The organism is Nonomuraea sp. NPDC049480 (genome assembly GCF_044465905.1).
GTDB lineage: Bacteria > Actinomycetota > Actinomycetes > Streptosporangiales > Streptosporangiaceae > Nonomuraea.
On record NZ_JBITMD010000002.1, the window covers coordinates 205338 to 220150 of the forward strand.

The 14813-nt window shown below is 70.0% G+C and carries 14 protein-coding genes; 4 read left to right on the top strand and 10 right to left on the bottom strand.

The annotated features are described in order from the left end of the window. Nucleotides 1-2: 2 nt before the first annotated feature. The 3 genes from ACIBX3_RS06345 to ACIBX3_RS06355 all read right to left on the bottom strand — a co-directional run bounded on the left by ACIBX3_RS06345 (nucleotide 3) and on the right by ACIBX3_RS06355 (nucleotide 3411). Entirely contained in the window at nucleotides 3-872 is an 870-nt protein-coding gene (locus ACIBX3_RS06345; protein ID WP_397113743.1) for a carbohydrate ABC transporter permease, read from the bottom strand. After that, on the bottom strand, nucleotides 872-1882 hold the full coding sequence (locus ACIBX3_RS06350; protein ID WP_397113745.1) for a carbohydrate ABC transporter permease: 1011 nt from the start codon (nucleotides 1880-1882) through the stop codon (nucleotides 872-874). The genes ACIBX3_RS06345 and ACIBX3_RS06350 overlap by 1 nt, the downstream gene beginning before the upstream one ends. A 62-nt stretch (nucleotides 1883-1944) precedes the next feature. After that, a complete protein-coding gene (locus ACIBX3_RS06355; RefSeq protein WP_397113747.1) occupies nucleotides 1945-3411 on the bottom strand; it encodes an ABC transporter substrate-binding protein in 1467 nt (488 codons plus the stop codon). Nucleotides 3412-3715: 304 nt separating this feature from the next. On the opposite strand from ACIBX3_RS06355, the gene ACIBX3_RS06360 reads away from it, so the two are divergent. From ACIBX3_RS06360 to ACIBX3_RS06370, 3 genes are all read left to right on the top strand, one after another. After that, nucleotides 3716-4492, top strand: coding sequence for a sugar phosphate isomerase/epimerase family protein (locus ACIBX3_RS06360; protein WP_397113749.1), 777 nt, complete (start codon nucleotides 3716-3718; stop codon nucleotides 4490-4492). A gap of 29 nt (nucleotides 4493-4521) precedes the next feature. Next, a complete protein-coding gene (locus tag ACIBX3_RS06365) occupies nucleotides 4522-5550 on the top strand; it encodes a LacI family DNA-binding transcriptional regulator (protein ID WP_397113751.1) in 1029 nt (342 codons plus the stop codon). A gap of 105 nt (nucleotides 5551-5655) precedes the next feature. After that, nucleotides 5656-7473 carry a DUF2264 domain-containing protein gene (locus ACIBX3_RS06370; RefSeq protein ID WP_397113753.1) on the top strand — a complete coding sequence of 606 codons (1818 nt, stop codon included), beginning with the start codon at nucleotides 5656-5658 and terminating at the stop codon, nucleotides 7471-7473. Between the two features lie 25 nt (nucleotides 7474-7498). On the opposite strand, the gene ACIBX3_RS06375 is transcribed toward ACIBX3_RS06370, so the two are convergent. The 7 genes from ACIBX3_RS06375 to ACIBX3_RS06405 all read right to left on the bottom strand — a co-directional run bounded on the left by ACIBX3_RS06375 (nucleotide 7499) and on the right by ACIBX3_RS06405 (nucleotide 13296). Continuing rightward, nucleotides 7499-7795 carry a hypothetical protein gene (locus ACIBX3_RS06375; RefSeq protein ID WP_397113755.1) on the bottom strand — a complete coding sequence of 99 codons (297 nt, stop codon included), beginning with the start codon at nucleotides 7793-7795 and terminating at the stop codon, nucleotides 7499-7501. A gap of 139 nt (nucleotides 7796-7934) precedes the next feature. Continuing rightward, nucleotides 7935-9347: a PhoX family protein gene (locus ACIBX3_RS06380; RefSeq protein WP_397113757.1), complete on the bottom strand. Its 1413-nt coding sequence runs from the start codon at nucleotides 9345-9347 to the stop codon at nucleotides 7935-7937. 186 nt (nucleotides 9348-9533) lie between these two features. Continuing rightward, nucleotides 9534-9959, bottom strand: coding sequence for an archease (locus ACIBX3_RS06385; RefSeq protein ID WP_397113759.1), 426 nt, complete (start codon nucleotides 9957-9959; stop codon nucleotides 9534-9536). A gap of 24 nt (nucleotides 9960-9983) precedes the next feature. Beyond that, nucleotides 9984-10937, bottom strand: a complete 954-nt coding sequence (locus ACIBX3_RS06390; protein ID WP_397113761.1) for an asparaginase — start codon at nucleotides 10935-10937, stop codon at nucleotides 9984-9986. After that, nucleotides 10930-11748, bottom strand: a complete 819-nt coding sequence (locus ACIBX3_RS06395; protein WP_397113763.1) for an amino acid ABC transporter permease — start codon at nucleotides 11746-11748, stop codon at nucleotides 10930-10932. Before ACIBX3_RS06395 ends, ACIBX3_RS06390 begins: the two co-directional genes overlap by 8 nt. Further along, nucleotides 11745-12389, bottom strand: coding sequence for an amino acid ABC transporter permease (locus tag ACIBX3_RS06400; protein WP_397113765.1), 645 nt, complete (start codon nucleotides 12387-12389; stop codon nucleotides 11745-11747). The genes ACIBX3_RS06395 and ACIBX3_RS06400 overlap by 4 nt, the downstream gene beginning before the upstream one ends. Nucleotide 12390: 1 nt before the next feature. Beyond that, nucleotides 12391-13296: a glutamate ABC transporter substrate-binding protein gene (locus ACIBX3_RS06405; RefSeq protein ID WP_397113767.1), complete on the bottom strand. Its 906-nt coding sequence runs from the start codon at nucleotides 13294-13296 to the stop codon at nucleotides 12391-12393. Between the two features lie 105 nt (nucleotides 13297-13401). Between ACIBX3_RS06405 and ACIBX3_RS06410 the strand changes: the two genes are divergently transcribed. Then, nucleotides 13402-14541 carry an ROK family transcriptional regulator gene (locus ACIBX3_RS06410; protein ID WP_397113769.1) on the top strand — a complete coding sequence of 380 codons (1140 nt, stop codon included), beginning with the start codon at nucleotides 13402-13404 and terminating at the stop codon, nucleotides 14539-14541. Nucleotides 14542-14813 lie beyond the last annotated feature (272 nt).

Here is a 14813-nt window from a genome sequence, read left to right on the forward strand (position 1 = left end):
TGTCACCCCTTCGTGGCGCCGGCCAGGCCGCGCGTGAAGTAGTTCTGGAAGAAAAGGAAGATCATCAGCATCGGCAGGAACGAGATCGTCATTCCCGCGGCGAACCCGGTCCAGTCGGTGGCGTACTCGCCCTGGAAGGACATCATCCCGACGGCGAGGTTCTGCAGGTCGGGCTGGCCGAGGGTGAACACCAGCGGGATGTTGAACTCGTTCCAGCTGCTGATGAACTGGAAGATGACCACCACCGCGATGACCGGTTTGGCCAGCGGGAGGATGAGACGGAACGTCTTGAGGAAGCCCGCCCCGTCGAGCTTGGCCGCCTCGAACAGGTCGGCCGGGACGCTGGAGAAGAACCCGACGAACAGCAGGACGTACAGGGCGCCGGCGCCGCCGGACATGGCCAGGATGACCCCGGCCCGCGTGTTCAGCAGGCCCAGGTTCTCGATCAGCACGAACTGCGGGACGATGATCGAGGCGACCGGGATGAACAGGGTTCCCACGATCATCCGGTACAGCAGGGTGCGGCCGGGGAACTCGTACCTGGCCAGCACGTAGCCGCACAGGGCCGCCTTGACCAGCTCGATCAGGGTCGAGGTGACCGAGTAGAGCACCGTGTTGAAGAAGTATCCGGAGAACCCGGCGTTGACCCAGGCCCGGACGAAGTTGTCGAAGTTCAGCTGGTCGGGCACGAGGCTCGCGCCGCTGGTGAACATCCCGGCCTGGGTCTTGAACGCGGCCGAGATCGTCCACAGGAAGGGATAGACCCACACGAGCCCGATGACCAGCAGGATCGGCAGGGCGATGAGGTTGGCCCGCACGGTGTTGCTGCGCCGGGTGGCCTGAGTGCCGGTTGTCTTCGTGATCGTCGCCATCAGACGCCGTACTCCTTCCTGAGCCGCTGGGCCCGGCGGACCGCGAGGCCCTGGGCGGAGACCAGGACGAAGGCGATGACGGAGAACAGCAGCGCCGCGGCCGAGGCGTAGCCGTAGGCGAACGGAACCCTGCCGAAGGCGTTCTGGTAGATGAAGTAGGACACCACGTAGGTGCTGGTGCCGGGCCCGCCCGCGGTGAGCGTGACGACCAGCCCGAAGACGTGCATGGCGTTCACCAGGCCGAGCAGGGTGATGATGACGGCGACCGGCCTGATGATCGGCAGCGTGATGCGGGTGAGCTTCTTCCACTCGCTCGCGCCGTCGATGGCGGCCGCCTCGTAGAGCTCCTCCGGCACGTTCTGCAGCGCCGCCATCCAGTAGATCATGTACTGGCCGAAGATCTGCCAGATGGAGACGAGCACGAGCACGAGCAACGCGCTCCACCGGTTGGCGAACACGTCGAACCCCTGGTCGACCAGGCCGAGGTCACGCAGGATCGCATTCAGCGCGCCGTTGGACGGGTTGAGCAGGTAGGTGAAGACCAGGCCCGCCATGGCGACGGGGATGATGAGCGGCGCGAAGAACACGGTCCGGAAGAACCGCTTGCCACGCAGCCACTTGCGGGTGAGCAGGATCGCCGCGACCAGCGAGATCGGGAGCTTGATGACGGTCGTCAGCAGGGCGAAGATCAGCGTGTTGACGACCGAGATCCAGAACAGCGGGTCCGCCAGGATCGTGCCGTAGTTGCCGCCCCCGACGAAGTTCTCGATCGGGCCGATGCCCGACCAGTCGAAGAAGGAGTAGTAGATCGTCGCGATCAGCGGCCAGATGGTGAAACCGAGGTAGAGCAGGAGGAAGGGGGCCAGGAAGACGATCAGCCAGACCCTGTCGAGGCCGCGGACACGCTCGCGGGAGTGATCGACGCGTTCGGGCCCACGCTCGGCGGGCGACCGGTCCCTGTCCGTCACCCTCTCCCTGCCCGGGGCGGGGGCGGGGGCGGTGGTTGTCATGGATGTCCTCACGAGGGAGAAGGGGACGCCGCCGCCGGCGTGCGGCCGGCGGCGTCGTCCGGTCAGCTCTTGTACATGTCCGCGGTGAAGTCCTTGGTGGTGTCCCAGTCGGGGAAGGTGTAGCAGTCCATCGACACCTTCAGACCGCCGGCCGCCTCCTGTTTGAGTCCTTCCTCCAGGGCGGCCTGCCGCTGCTTGACGATGGCGGCGCCCACGGACGCCAGAGACTGGCCGCTGACCAGCGCCTCGTTCATGGCCTCCCACTCCGCGTCGGGGGTCTTCGTCAGCGCGTTGACGTACGCCTTGGACTTGGCGATGTCGGGGCACTTGAGCAGCGGCTCCGGGAGCTGGACCCGGTAGCCCGGCTTCGCGCCGATCTGCATGATCTGCTTGAGCACCGGGTGGGTGACCATCTTCTGGTTGTCGACGTAGGACAGCGTGCCGAAGGCGTTCTTGTAGTACTGCTGGACGAAGTAGCCGTTCGGGTCGGTCATCCATTGGATGAACGTCCAGGCGGCGTCGGGATGCTTGGTCTGCGAGCTGACCCAGTACTTGTTGCCGTCGTACGTGCGGCCGCCCGCGCCGGTCTGCCCCTCGTCCGGGTCGACGCGCGGCGCCACCACGTAGTTGTCGCTGCTGAAGCCCTGGCTGTCCCACACGCTCAGCATCCAGGTGCCGTCGAAGTAGATGCCGGCCTGCCCGGCGGCGAACTGCTGGCGGGAGAAGTTCTTGTCGTTGGTGCCCGGCGCCAGGTATCCGGCCTTCTTGAGCTCCTGGATGAAGCCGAAGGTCTTCAGCTGCCCGGGCTCGGTCAGGTTGAACTTGCCCGTCTTGTAGTCGAAGAAGTCGGTCGACGAAGTCGAGACGCTGCTGAGCAGCCCGTACCAGATCCGCTGCATGTCCTCGCCCTTGGTGGGCGCGGCGATGCACTCCGCCTTGGTCTTGGCCTTGATCTGCGCGCAGGCGTTCTTGAGGTCGGTCCAGGTCTTGGGCGGGTTGTTCACGTCCAGCCCGGCCTGCTGGAAGACCTGCTTGTTGAGGAACATGTAGCCGGAGCCCCAGTAGAGGTTCTCCGTGAACGGGAAGCCGTACGTCTTCCCGTCCTGCATGTTGATGCCTTCCAGGAAGGACCCGTCCGGCCAGCGCTTGGTGAAGTCGGCGGGGACGGTCCCGCTCGGGCTGAGCGGGCGGATCCACTTCTGGTCCAGCAGTTCGGACAGCCCGGTCGCGTTCCAGTAGAACATGTCCGGCGCCTGGTTGCTCTGGAAGGCCAGGGGCAGGGTCTTCATGTAGTCGGCCTGGGTGATCGAGCGCCACTCGATCTTGATGTTGGGATGTTCCTTGGTGAACTGGGCGCCGACGTCCTTGTGGAATTTCACCTGTTCGGCGGAGAAGTCCCAGATCTTCAGCGTGGTCTGCGAGCCACCGCCGCCACTGCTGCTATTGCTCGATGTGCCGCACGCCGCCACGAGCAGTGACGCGATGGCCGCGGTGATCATCGCGGCGGTGCCAGGCCGATGAGGTTTCATGGAGCCCTCCCAAAGGGCGGATGCCAGAGGGGCGCTCGGGCTTGTGGTAAGCGCTTGCCCGAGGGTGGGTCGAGAGTAACCCGGCTCATAACCCGATTCAAGGCTTGTGAGAAAGCGGTTTCAGATCGATGCTCGGTTGTGAAGACCTACCCGTCGACAGCCTTTGCGGTCCCATCGATGCCCGAAATATGCTTGTTTCCAGGTATTTCTCGGCCGCATCGCGCCGAGGAGGTCACGACAATGTTGTGGCGTTCGACGCTGTGAATCAAAGATCTACAAGCGCTTTCTGACTTCGGGAGTACGTGTGCGCCTGCTCGCCTTCACCAAGCCCTTCGGCCCCATCGACGCCGCCCGGCTGGCCGAGGCCCTGGCCTCGGTGGGCGCCGACGGGGCGGACCTCGTCGTGCGCGAGGGCCAGACGGTCGGCCCCGCCGATCCCGGCGGCATCGGCGTCGTCGCCGCGGAGCTCGAGCGCCGCGGGCTCACCCTCGACGTCGTCACCACCGACCTGCTCGACGCCGGTGCGGACGCCGAACAGATCATCGCGGCCTGCGGCGCGAGCGGCGTCCCCCTCGTGCGGGCGGGCTTCTACCGCTACGACCCCGCGACCGGATACCGCCGGCAACTGGAGGAGTCCCGGGCCGCGCTGGCCCGCCTGGCCGGCCTCGCCGCCCGGCACGGCGTCCAGCTGGCGCTCCAGCTGCATCACGGTACGATCCATCCATCCGCCTCGCTCGCCCTCGCACTCGCAGGCGACCTGAACGACGTGCGCTTCTACGCCGACCCCGGCAACCAGGCCAAGGAGGGCAGCGAGGCATGGGCGCTCAACGTCGATCTGCTGGGTGATCGGATGGCCTGCATGGGAGTGAAGAACGCCGTCTGGCGGCCCGCCGCGGACGGCTGGGTGTGCGAGTGGCAACCGTTTGCGGACGGAGGCGTCGTCCGCTGGCCGGAGATCATCCCGGCGCTGCGCGCACGCGGCTACACCGGACCGCTGTCGCTGCACGTCCACTACCCGGCGGCCGACCCGGCGGCGGCCGTACGACGGGATCTGGACCATCTGCGCGGGCTGCTCGGCTGACGGGCGCTCCACGGGGGTAGGAGGAGCAGGTGCGTAATGTGCGGCAGGGCCGCCCGACCCGGGTGACGATCAGCGACGTCGGGGCGGCGGCGGGGGTGTCGGCCGCGACCGTCTCTCGCGTGCTCAACGGCACGGCCAAGGTCGACCCCTCGCTGGCGGCGCGCGTCCACGACGCGGTCAGGCAGCTGGGCTACCGGCCCAACGCCGCGGCGCAGGGGCTCGCCCGCGGGAAGTGGGGCACCATCGGCGTGCTGGTCCCCGACCTGGCCAACCCCTACTTTCCCGACGTGCTCAAGGCCGTCTCCGCCGTCGCCCGCTCGCACGGGCGCCACGTCATGGTCATGGAGTCGGACGAGGACCCCTCGGTCGAGCACGACCTGGTCGAGGACTTGATGCGCAGCTGCGACGGGGTGCTGCTCTGCTCCCCCCGCATGGAGCGCTCCGACCTGGTGGTCCTGACCGCCCGGGCCCACCCGCTCGTCCTGCTCGACCGGATAGTCCCCGGCCTCGCCGCGCCCGCCGTCGCCGCCGACTTCTTCGGCGGGATGATGCTGATCTGCGGCCACCTGGCGCAGCTGGGCCACCGCCGGGTCGCCTACCTGAGCGGGCCCGAGGTTTCCTGGGCCAACTCCGAGCGGATCAGGGCGCTGGAGGCGGCCAAGGCGTTCGGCATCTCCGTCACGATCCTGCCGTGCGGGTCCACCAGCCGCTGCGGGTACGAAGCCGCCGCCGAGGTGGCCGGCACCGGCGCCACCGCGCTCACCACCTACAACGACCTGGTGGCCCTGGGCGCGGTGACCCGGATGCGCGAGCTCGGGGTGCGGGTTCCCGAGGACCTGTCGGTGGTCGGGTTCGACGACATCGAGCTGGACCACGTGGCGCACACGAGCCTGACCACGGTGTCGGTCCCCCGGGGACAGCTCGGCAGGCAGGCGGCCGAGCTGCTGGAGACCCTCATGACCGAGGGGCACGACGGGGAGCCGGTGTACCTGTCGATGGAGCTGCACGTCCGCGACAGCACCGCCCCGCCTGCGGTGACCAGGGAACTGGCCGGGTGACCGTACGACCGCGCCCTCTGCGGCCGGACCGCGGGCTGTTGACAAGCGAGGGCAGTGGAGTGAACTCTATCTGAAAGCGCTTTCCCAGCGGATGAGAGAGGGCCTGTGGACATCGACGACCGCGCAGGACGGCCTGGCAGTGACCGAGACGACCTGGGGAGTCAGGTCCGCGACCTGGTCGCGCCGCTGATCTCCCGGTTCGGCCCGGGCGGGGGGCGGCTGCGGCTGGGGTTCAGCACGGCGCACTACGACCAGGCGGCCTCCGAGCTGGAAGCGTTTGCACGTCCGCTGTGGGGGCTGGCGCCGCTGGCGGCCGGCGGCGGGGCGTTCGATCACTGGGAGCTCTGGCGCGCCGGGCTCGCCGCCGGGACCGACCCCGAGCACCCCGACTACTGGGGCGCGGTCTTCGACCGGAACCAGCGGCTGGTCGAGACCGCCGCCATCGGCCTGACGCTCGCGCTGGCCCCCGAGCGGATCTGGGATCCGCTGACCGGCCGGCAGCGCGACACGGTGGCCGCCTGGTTGCGGCACGCGGTCACCGTGGAGCCGAACAACAACAACTGGATGTTCTTCCCGGTCATGGTGGGGCTCGGGCTCGACCGCGTCGGCGTCTCCTGCGACCACGACGCCAACACGGCCAGGCTCGACCGGCTGGAGCAGTTCGACCTCGGACGCGGGTGGTACTCCGACGGGCCCACGTGGCAGCGCGACTACTACATCCCGTTCGCCATGCACTTCTACGGCCTCATCTACGCGGCGCTCGCCGATGACCCGGCCAGGGCCGGGCGCTTCCGCGAGCGGGCCGCGATGTTCGCCCAGGACTTCCAGCACTGGTTCACCAGCGAGGGCGTCGCAGTCCCGTTCGGCAGGAGCCTGACCTACCGCTTCGCGCAGTCGGCGTTCTGGGGGGCGCTGGCCTTCGCCGGGGTCGAGGCGCTGCCCTGGGAGGTGACCAAGGGGCACCTGCTGCGGAACCTGCGCTGGTGGGCCCGCCGTCCCATCCGCGACACCGCCGGGCTGCTCACCATCGGCTACGGCTATCCCCAGCCGCACATGGCCGAGCAGTACAACGCGCCCGGCTCGCCGTACTGGGCCATGAAGGCGTTCCTGCCGCTCGCCCTGCCGGCGGAGCACCCGTTCTGGGCCGCCAAGGAGGCCGACGCGCCCCCGCTGCCCGAGGTCAGCACCCAGCCGGAGGCGGGCGTGGCGCTGATGCGCTGCGAGGAGGGGCGGCACGTGGTGATGCTGAGCGCTGGGCAGCGCAACCCGTGGGCGCGGCACGGCGCGGCCAAGTACGCCAAGTTCGCCTACTCCACGCGTTTCGGCTTCAGTGTGCCCGCCGGGACGCTGAAGCTGGAGCAGGGTGCCTTCGACAGCACGCTGGCGCTCAGCGAGGACGGCGAGCACTGGCGGCCGTGCGAGCTGCCGGACGACGCCTCCGCCTCCGACGGTGTGCTGCACGCGCGCTGGACGCCCTGGGACGACGAGGAGATCGAGACCTGGCTGATAGCGCTGCCCCCATGGCACGTACGGGTGCACCGGATCAGAACCGGGCGGGCCCTGCGGACGGCCGAGGGCGCCTTCGCGGTCGACCGGGACCGGCCGCCCACCCGGGTCGACACCGGTCCCGGCCGGGCCAGGCTCGACTCGCCGAACGGCCTGTGCGTGATCGAGGACCTGTCCGGCCGTCGGGAGGGAGCCCTCGTCACGGCCCTGCCCGGCACCAACGTACTCGCCCCGCGCACCACGATCCCCACGCTGAAGGGCGACCTGCCGCCCGGCGAGCACCTGCTGGCCTGCGCCGTCATCGGGCTGGAGGGCGCGGGCTCGGCGTCGGCCGGACCAGAAGGCGCCGCGGAGTGGCCGGAGCCTCCCACGTGGGATTCCGTCGAGCCTCTGCTCGGCCCGGCGCCCACGCCGTGACACCGGCCGCGGTCGAGTACGCCCGTTACCGGACGGGGACGGCGAGCTCGCGACCCCGGTAGAAGCCCTCCCGCTCCTCGACGACGTAAGGGGCGATGGCCTCACGACGACGAGCCTCGGCCTCGGAGGCCCGCCAGGAGTCGCATGCCTCCTTCGTGTCCCAGAACGACACCCCGGTGATCTCCTGCCCGTCCTCGGACCAGTACGCGTAGGCCTGGCGCAGTCCCTCCGGGTACGGGTCCGGACGCCATGCCCTTTCGAAGTCCTCCAGCGTGCCCGGCTTGATGCGGCGGGTTGTCACCCAGACGAAGTGCTCCCTCATCGCAGCCCCCTCACGAGCGGTCCCTCGGCTCGATGGCCCTCTCCCTCCCCCGGTACCCAGGTCAGAGAGGTCCATGACCCGAGGGACCATGAATGAGACCACGTCCGGGCGACGGGGCCGGTGGCGGTGGGCCTGGCGGCTACAGAGAGCCGTCCTGCCAGGGGCCGGTGATGGCGAAGGTGATGCCGGGCGACTGGATGTTGGCGAACAGCCAGCCGCCGTCCTTGCTGTCGAACACCGATCCGCACCACTCCGAGCCGGTGTAGGTGCCGGGGGCCACGGTCTTGCCGGGCACCCCGCCGGCCGGGATGACGACCGCGTTCTCGGCGAACGGGAAGATCTCCCCGTCGGTGGTGAGCCCGTGCAGGTACTCCACGCCGGACCCGTCCTCGCACAGCACGATGCCGCCGCGCGGGCTGACGCAGATGTTGTCCGGGTTGTTCAGCACGGACGCGTTCGGCGAGGCGAACAGCACGCGCAGGGTGTTGCCCGCGAGGTCGTACTCGAAGACCTGCCCCTGCCCGGTGGGGCCGCCGCTCGTGCTGACGATGTAGATCTTGCCGTCGTGGTACCAGGCGCCCTCGAGACGGGCGAACGAGGCGCCGCCCTTGGCGATGCCCTGCCGCACGACGCTCGTCTCGCCGGCGCCGGGGTCGGGGTCGTCGATGGCGACCCAGCCGATCTCGGGGTAGGTGACACCGGTGCCGTCCTTGTAGGTGACGTAGGGCGAGGAGCCGATCGTCATCATCTCCAGTACGCCGCCCTGCCCCAGGTCGCCCTTGACCTTCGGGCGGAAGCGGTAGAAGCCGCTCGGGGTGGCGTCCTCGGTCTCGTACACCCAGCCGGTCTCCGGGTCCACCGCCACGGCCTCGTGGGAGAAGCGGCCCATCTCCTTGTACGGCTTGGCGTCGCCGATCCCGTCGTGCGGCACCTCGAAGACGTAGCCGTGCCGGTAGTCGCCGTTGATCTCGGTGGTCTCCTCGCACGACAGCCAGCTGCCCCACGGGGTCGGCCCGCCGGCGCAGTTGCGGATGGTGCCGCCGAGGCTGGCCCAGCTGTCCAGGAACTTGCCCTGGCGCGTGTCGAAGATCAGCGACGTGGTCCCGCCGCCGGCGGCCGGGTTGTAGGCCGGGGTGACGAACGCGCCGTTGAGGCTGCCGACCTCGTGGTTGCGTACCAGCACGGTCCAGTGACCCTTGCCCGCGCCGCCGCTCCCACCGGCCTCCGTCCTGTCCTTCAGCGCGTCGCTGGGGCCGAACGCGGCCATGCCGTCGTGCGCGGCGGGGGTGCGGCGCCCGTCGCTCATCGGATCGCCGGTCCAGCCGTGCGACAGGTATTCGAACCCGCGGGGCAGCTTGAGCAGTTCCAGACCCGTGGTGTGGTCCTTGACCGGGTGCAGCGGCCCGTAGTCGGGGCTGAAAGCCCGCTTCACCATTGTCGAGGCGTCCGCGGTGCGCGCGGACAGTGCGGCCAGCGGCCCGCCCGCCGCCACCCCGAGGGTGGCGGCGGCCAGGCCGGTGCGAAGGAATCCCCGCCGGTCGATGTCGGTCATGTGTCTGGCTCCCTGCTCATCGCAAGGGGCGCCGCTGGTTCGGACGCCCCGCGCGAGCCACCTTCGGCCCTGCCGATGTCCGCACGGCGACGTGTACGTGTCTCCGGCCTTGCCATCCACGAAACGCGGCCGCCCGGCCACGGAGCGCGATCTTGACCAGGTCGCGCGGCCGGTGTCCGAGCCGGACTAACCGCCGACACCCACGTGGGCTCGCCACACGCCGTCGATCCTGCCGAAGCTCAGCTCCCGCACGGCGACCGCCTGCGGCACCGCCCCCACCCGGTCCACCACGGCAACCGGCACGGTGGCCAGCCGTACCTCGACCTGCCCTTCGGTGGCCTTCGTCCGCTCGTCGACGGACACGTCCACCGCCACCCGGTGGCACTCCTCCACCTGGTAGATCACCTCGTCCAGCACCGCGACGAGCAGCGCCTCGTCGGTCTCCTCCGCCGAGACGACCACGACGCAGTCGTCCGGGACGGCAGCGCCCACCTCGGCGAAGGTCTCCACCAGCGCCTGCACCGCCTCCGCCAGGCACTCCTCCCGGGTCTCCGCCCACGCCTCCACGTCGATGCCGGCGAGGTGCCGCAGCGCGCGATGCCCCCTGCTCACACTGTCCACACCACCAGCTAACACCTAGAGCCTCGCGACGATCCGTCCCACCGGCACGCCGCCGCCCAGCACCTCCACCTGCTCGAACGCGGCGGCGGACGTGACGTCGCAGCCCATCCGCCGCAACACCCCCAGCGCGATGGCCGTGGTGGCGCGCGGGCTGCCGTCGATGACCTTCACCGCCGCCGAATGCCCCGACGCCAGGGCCGCCACCAGCACCCCCTCCGCGCCGCCCTTGACCATGGCCCCCGGCAGGGCCCGCATGAGGTCGGTGTTCTGGTGGCCGGTGCCGCCGACGTACTCGGGGTGGGCGCGCATGGCGTCGGCGACCAGCCGAGGCCCGCTGCCCGGCGCGGCCAGCACCATCGCCTGCACCGCCCGCGCCAGCCCGGTCAGCGACAGCCCGAACAGCGGCGCCCCGCATCCGTCCACCGCCACGTGCGCGGTCTTCTCCCCCGCCAGTTCCTCGGTGACCGACCGCACCCGCCGCTGGAGGGGATGATCGGGTGACAGGTAGCCGGGCACGTCCCAGCCGTTCGCGACGGAGGCGGCGAGCATGGCGGCGTGCTTGCCGGAGCAGTTCATGCGCTCGCGGGAGACACCCTCGCCCTGCCTGACCAGCTCCTCCATGGTGGCCCGGTCCTCCGGCCACGACGGCGGGCAGCCCAGCGCGTCGACGTCCAGCCCACAGCCGGCGAGCAGCTCCCGCACCAGTCGCACATGGAAGTCCTCGCCCGTGTGGCTGCCCGCCGCGATCGCCAGACGCGGCCCGTCCAGGGCCCGAGCTCCGGCGCCCGCCGCGAGGCAGGCCAGCGCCTGGAACGGTTTCGCGGACGAGCGCGGCAGCACCGGCGCCTCCACCCGGCCCAGCGCCACCTCGGCCCGCCCCGACGGGTCGAGGCCGACGGCGCTGCCGTAGTGCACGCTCTCCACGAATCCCGAGCGGATCACCTCGGCGAGCACGGCGAGTTCAGGCACGTACGGTCCTCCTTCTCATCGCCTCGGGCCGGCGGGCCTCCAGCGTGCGGGCCAGCTTGGACAGCGACGCGTTGACCACCAGGTAGATCAGCGCGACCACCAGGTACGTCTGGATGAGCAGGCCGTTGTAGGCGGCCAGCACCTTGCCGCTGTAGAGCAGCTCACCGTAGCTGACGACGAAGCCGAGCGAGGTGTCCTTGAGCAGCCCGACCGACTGGCTGACGATGGACGGCAGCACCCGGCGGGCGGCCTGCGGCAGCACGATCAGCCGCAGGGCCTGGAACCGCGTCAGGCCGACGGCCAGTCCCGCCTCGGTCTGGCCGCGCTCGACCGAGTTGATCCCGGCGCGGAAGATCTCCGCGTACGCGGCCGCGTTCGACACCGTCAGCGGCACCACCAGCTTCCAGAACAGCGGCAGGTCCATCCCGTAGCGCGGCAGTGCGAACAGCACCACGTACACCAGCAGCAGCGCCGGGATCGTCCGGACCACCTCGACGTAGACGGCGGCAGGCGTGCGCACCCAGGCCCGTGGCGACACGCGCCCCAGCGCCAGGACCAGCCCGAACGCCATCGACAGCGCCGCCGCCACGACCGCCGCCAGGAACGTCGACCACAAGCCGTCCAGCAGATACCGCCACATGGGCCAGGTCCCGTACGGCTGCCAGCGCGCGGCGTCCAGCTGCCCGTTGGCCGCGAACTGCCGCACCGCCAGCGCGACCAGCGCCACGGCGGCCAGCGTGCCGGCCACGGTCGCGACTCTGATGCGCCGGCGCGCCCTGGGCCCCGGCTCGTCGAACAGGACGGTGCTCACCGGAGGATCACCAGCCGCCGTTCGAGCCGGCCGGTGACGAACCCGGCCGCGGCGGCGATCAGCCCGTACGCCACCCCCGCGCCCACGAAGATCGGGATGGGCTGGGCCTCCACCAGGTTCACCCGCTGCGCGCTCGCCGTCAGGTCGACGACCCCGACGGCGGCCGCCAGCGCGGTGTTCATGGTGGTCGCGATGAAGATGTTGCCGATGGGCTGCACCACCGTGCGCAACGCCTGCGGCAGGACGACGTGCCGCAGCGACTGGGCGAACGTCAGCCCGATCGCCCGCGCCGCCTCGCCCTGCCCCTTCGCCACCGCGTTCACGCCCGAACGCAGGGCCTCGCCGATGTAGGCGGCCTCGTACACGGCGATCACCACGATGGCCGTCACCAGCGGCGAGGCTGTGATCCCGATCTCCGGCAGGCCGAAGAACGCCAGCACGAGCAGCACCAGCAGCGGCAGGTTCTGCAACGTCTCGACGTACGCCGTGCCGAGGGAGCGCAGCACCCGCACCGGACTGACGCGGAGGGCGCAGACCAGCACGCCCAGCACCGCCGCGCCCGTGAAGGACGCGGCGGTGAGCTGGAACGTCACGATCAGCCCTTGCCACAACTCGGGCAGATGCTCGAAGAGAACCGACATGTCAGGACCCCGGCACGGAGCCGATCTGCGGCGGCTGCGGCGCGTCGCCGGTCACGACCGTGCCGATGGAGTTCTTCCAGATCTCCTGCCAGGCGCCCGCGTCCTGCATCTTCTTCAGCCAGTCGTTGACGAACTTCTTGAACTGGTCGTCGCCGTGCTTGAGCCCGATGCCGTACGGGTCCGTGGTGAACGGCTGGGTCACGATCTCGATCGACGGGTCCTTCTTGGCGTCGGCGATCAGGATCGTCTCGTCCTGCACGTACGCCACGCCCCGGTCCTGCTTGAGCGCCTGGATGCACTCGGGGTCGCTGCCGAACGTGATGATCTCGGCCTGCGGCGCCAGCTTCTTGATCGCCGGGATGGCCGGGGTGTTCGCGCCCGCGAGGACCTTCTTGCCGTTCAGGTCCTCCGGCTTGGTGATGCCCGTCGTGCCCTTCTTCACCGCGATCGTCAGACCGGAGGTGTAGTACGGGCCGGCGAACGAGACCTGCTTCGCCCGCTCCTCCGTGATCGTGTACGTCTGGAAGACCACGTCCACGGTGCCGTTGGCCAGCAGCGCCTCCCGGGTCTCCGACGCCGAGTTGACGATCTTCACCTTGGGCTCGCCCAGGATGTACGTGGCCAGGGCCTTGCCCATGTCCGCGTCGAAGCCCTCCATCTCGCCGGTGGCGGGGTTCTGCTGCGACAGCAGGGGCGCGTCCAGCGAGCCGCCCACGAGGAGCTCGCCGCGCTGCTTGATCTTCTCCATGGTGGAGCCGGGCAGGATCTCGGCAGCTGTCGCGACCGGCACCTTCGCCAGGACATCGCTCTTCGGGGACGCCGCCCCGGGAACGGCTGGGCTGCTCGACTCACCGCAGGCCGTCAGGCTTAACAGAGCGACGGCGGCGACAGCGACAAATCTCTTCATGAACGGTCACTTCCTTCGATTTCGAAGATAAGCTGGACCGTAGTGGGAAATTTCGTAGCAAGTCAATACGTCATCGGCCCAAGTCAGGAATGGTAGACATCTCACATGAACGAGCGGCTGCCCGTGCAGGGAGCACACGGGGACCTGCTGCGACTCGTCGCCACTGGCAAGGCCGAGTCGCGGGCTGACCTTTCGCGCTTATCGGGCCTGGCCGCGTCCAGCGTGTCGCTCCGCGTCGAGGAACTCATCGACGCCGGGCTCCTGGCCGAGGAGGGCTCGGGCGTCTCGCGCGGCGGCCGCCGCCCCCGCCGCCTGCGCCTGTCCCCCACCGCCGGCGTGCTGGCCGTCGCCGACCTGGGCGCCCACCACGTACGCCTCGGGCTGGTCGACCTGAGCGGGGCCCCGCTCATCATCGAGGAACGCCCCTGCGAGATCACCGACGGCCCGCAGGCCACCCTCGACCGCATCGCCGGCGCTTTCGACGAACTCCTGGCCGAGCACGTGCCGGCGGAGGTGCCGCTCCGCGGCGTCGGCACCGGCATCCCCGGCCCGGTCGACCCGGCCACCCTGCGCGTCGTCACCCCCTCCCGCATGCCCGGCTGGAACGACTTCCCCGTCGCCGACCACCTCGCCACCCGCTACGATCTGCCGATCCTCGTCGAGAACGACGCCAACCTGATGGCCGCCGGCGAGGCCCGCTGGTGGCCCGGCCGCGAGAACCTCATGGTCGTCAAGGCCGGCACCGGCATAGGGTGCGGCGTGATCGTCAACGGCCGCCTGCACCGCGGCCGCGGCGCCGCCGGCGACATCAGCCACGTCCGCGTCCGCTCCGACTCCTCCGTCATCTGCGCCTGCGGCCACCCCGACTGCCTGGAGGCGTACGCGAGCGGCGCCGCCCTCATGTCGGCCCTGGCCGAAGCGGGCATCGAGGTGACCCGCCCCGCCGACATCGTCGGCCTGGTCAACGACGCCGTCCCGGAGGCCACCAGCCTGGTCCGCAACGCCGGCCGCCGCATGGGCGAGGTCCTGACGGTCCTGGTCAACTTCTTCAACCCGGACGTGGTCGCCGTCGGCGGCAGCCTGTCAGCCGCCGAACCCCTGATCACCTCGATCCGCGCCGCCGTCTGGGAACGCTGCCTCCCGTTGGCCACCCGCGACCTGGAGATCGCCCCGGCCAAAGCAGGCCGGGACGCCGCCCTGCTCGGCGCCGGCGCCCTCCTCCTGGAAGCCGCCCTCATCCCCTGATCTTCCGCCCAGCCGTCGCCGGTAGCGGCTGGAGGGTGTGGCCATCCGATGCCGCTGAGCCTCGTGATGGATCCTGCCCGGAACCGGCACCGGCTGGACGGCAGCTGCCACCAAGCGTGACGAATCAATTTTGCTACAAGTTCCGAAATTGTTCCGTGACGGGTCAGCCGCACAGCCGAAACACGCTATACGTAGCGTCCCTTTTGGCTGCCCAAGGCGTCATCGGGTCCCTCTGATCAAAAAAGCTACTTTCGCCGAAAATCACCTCTCTA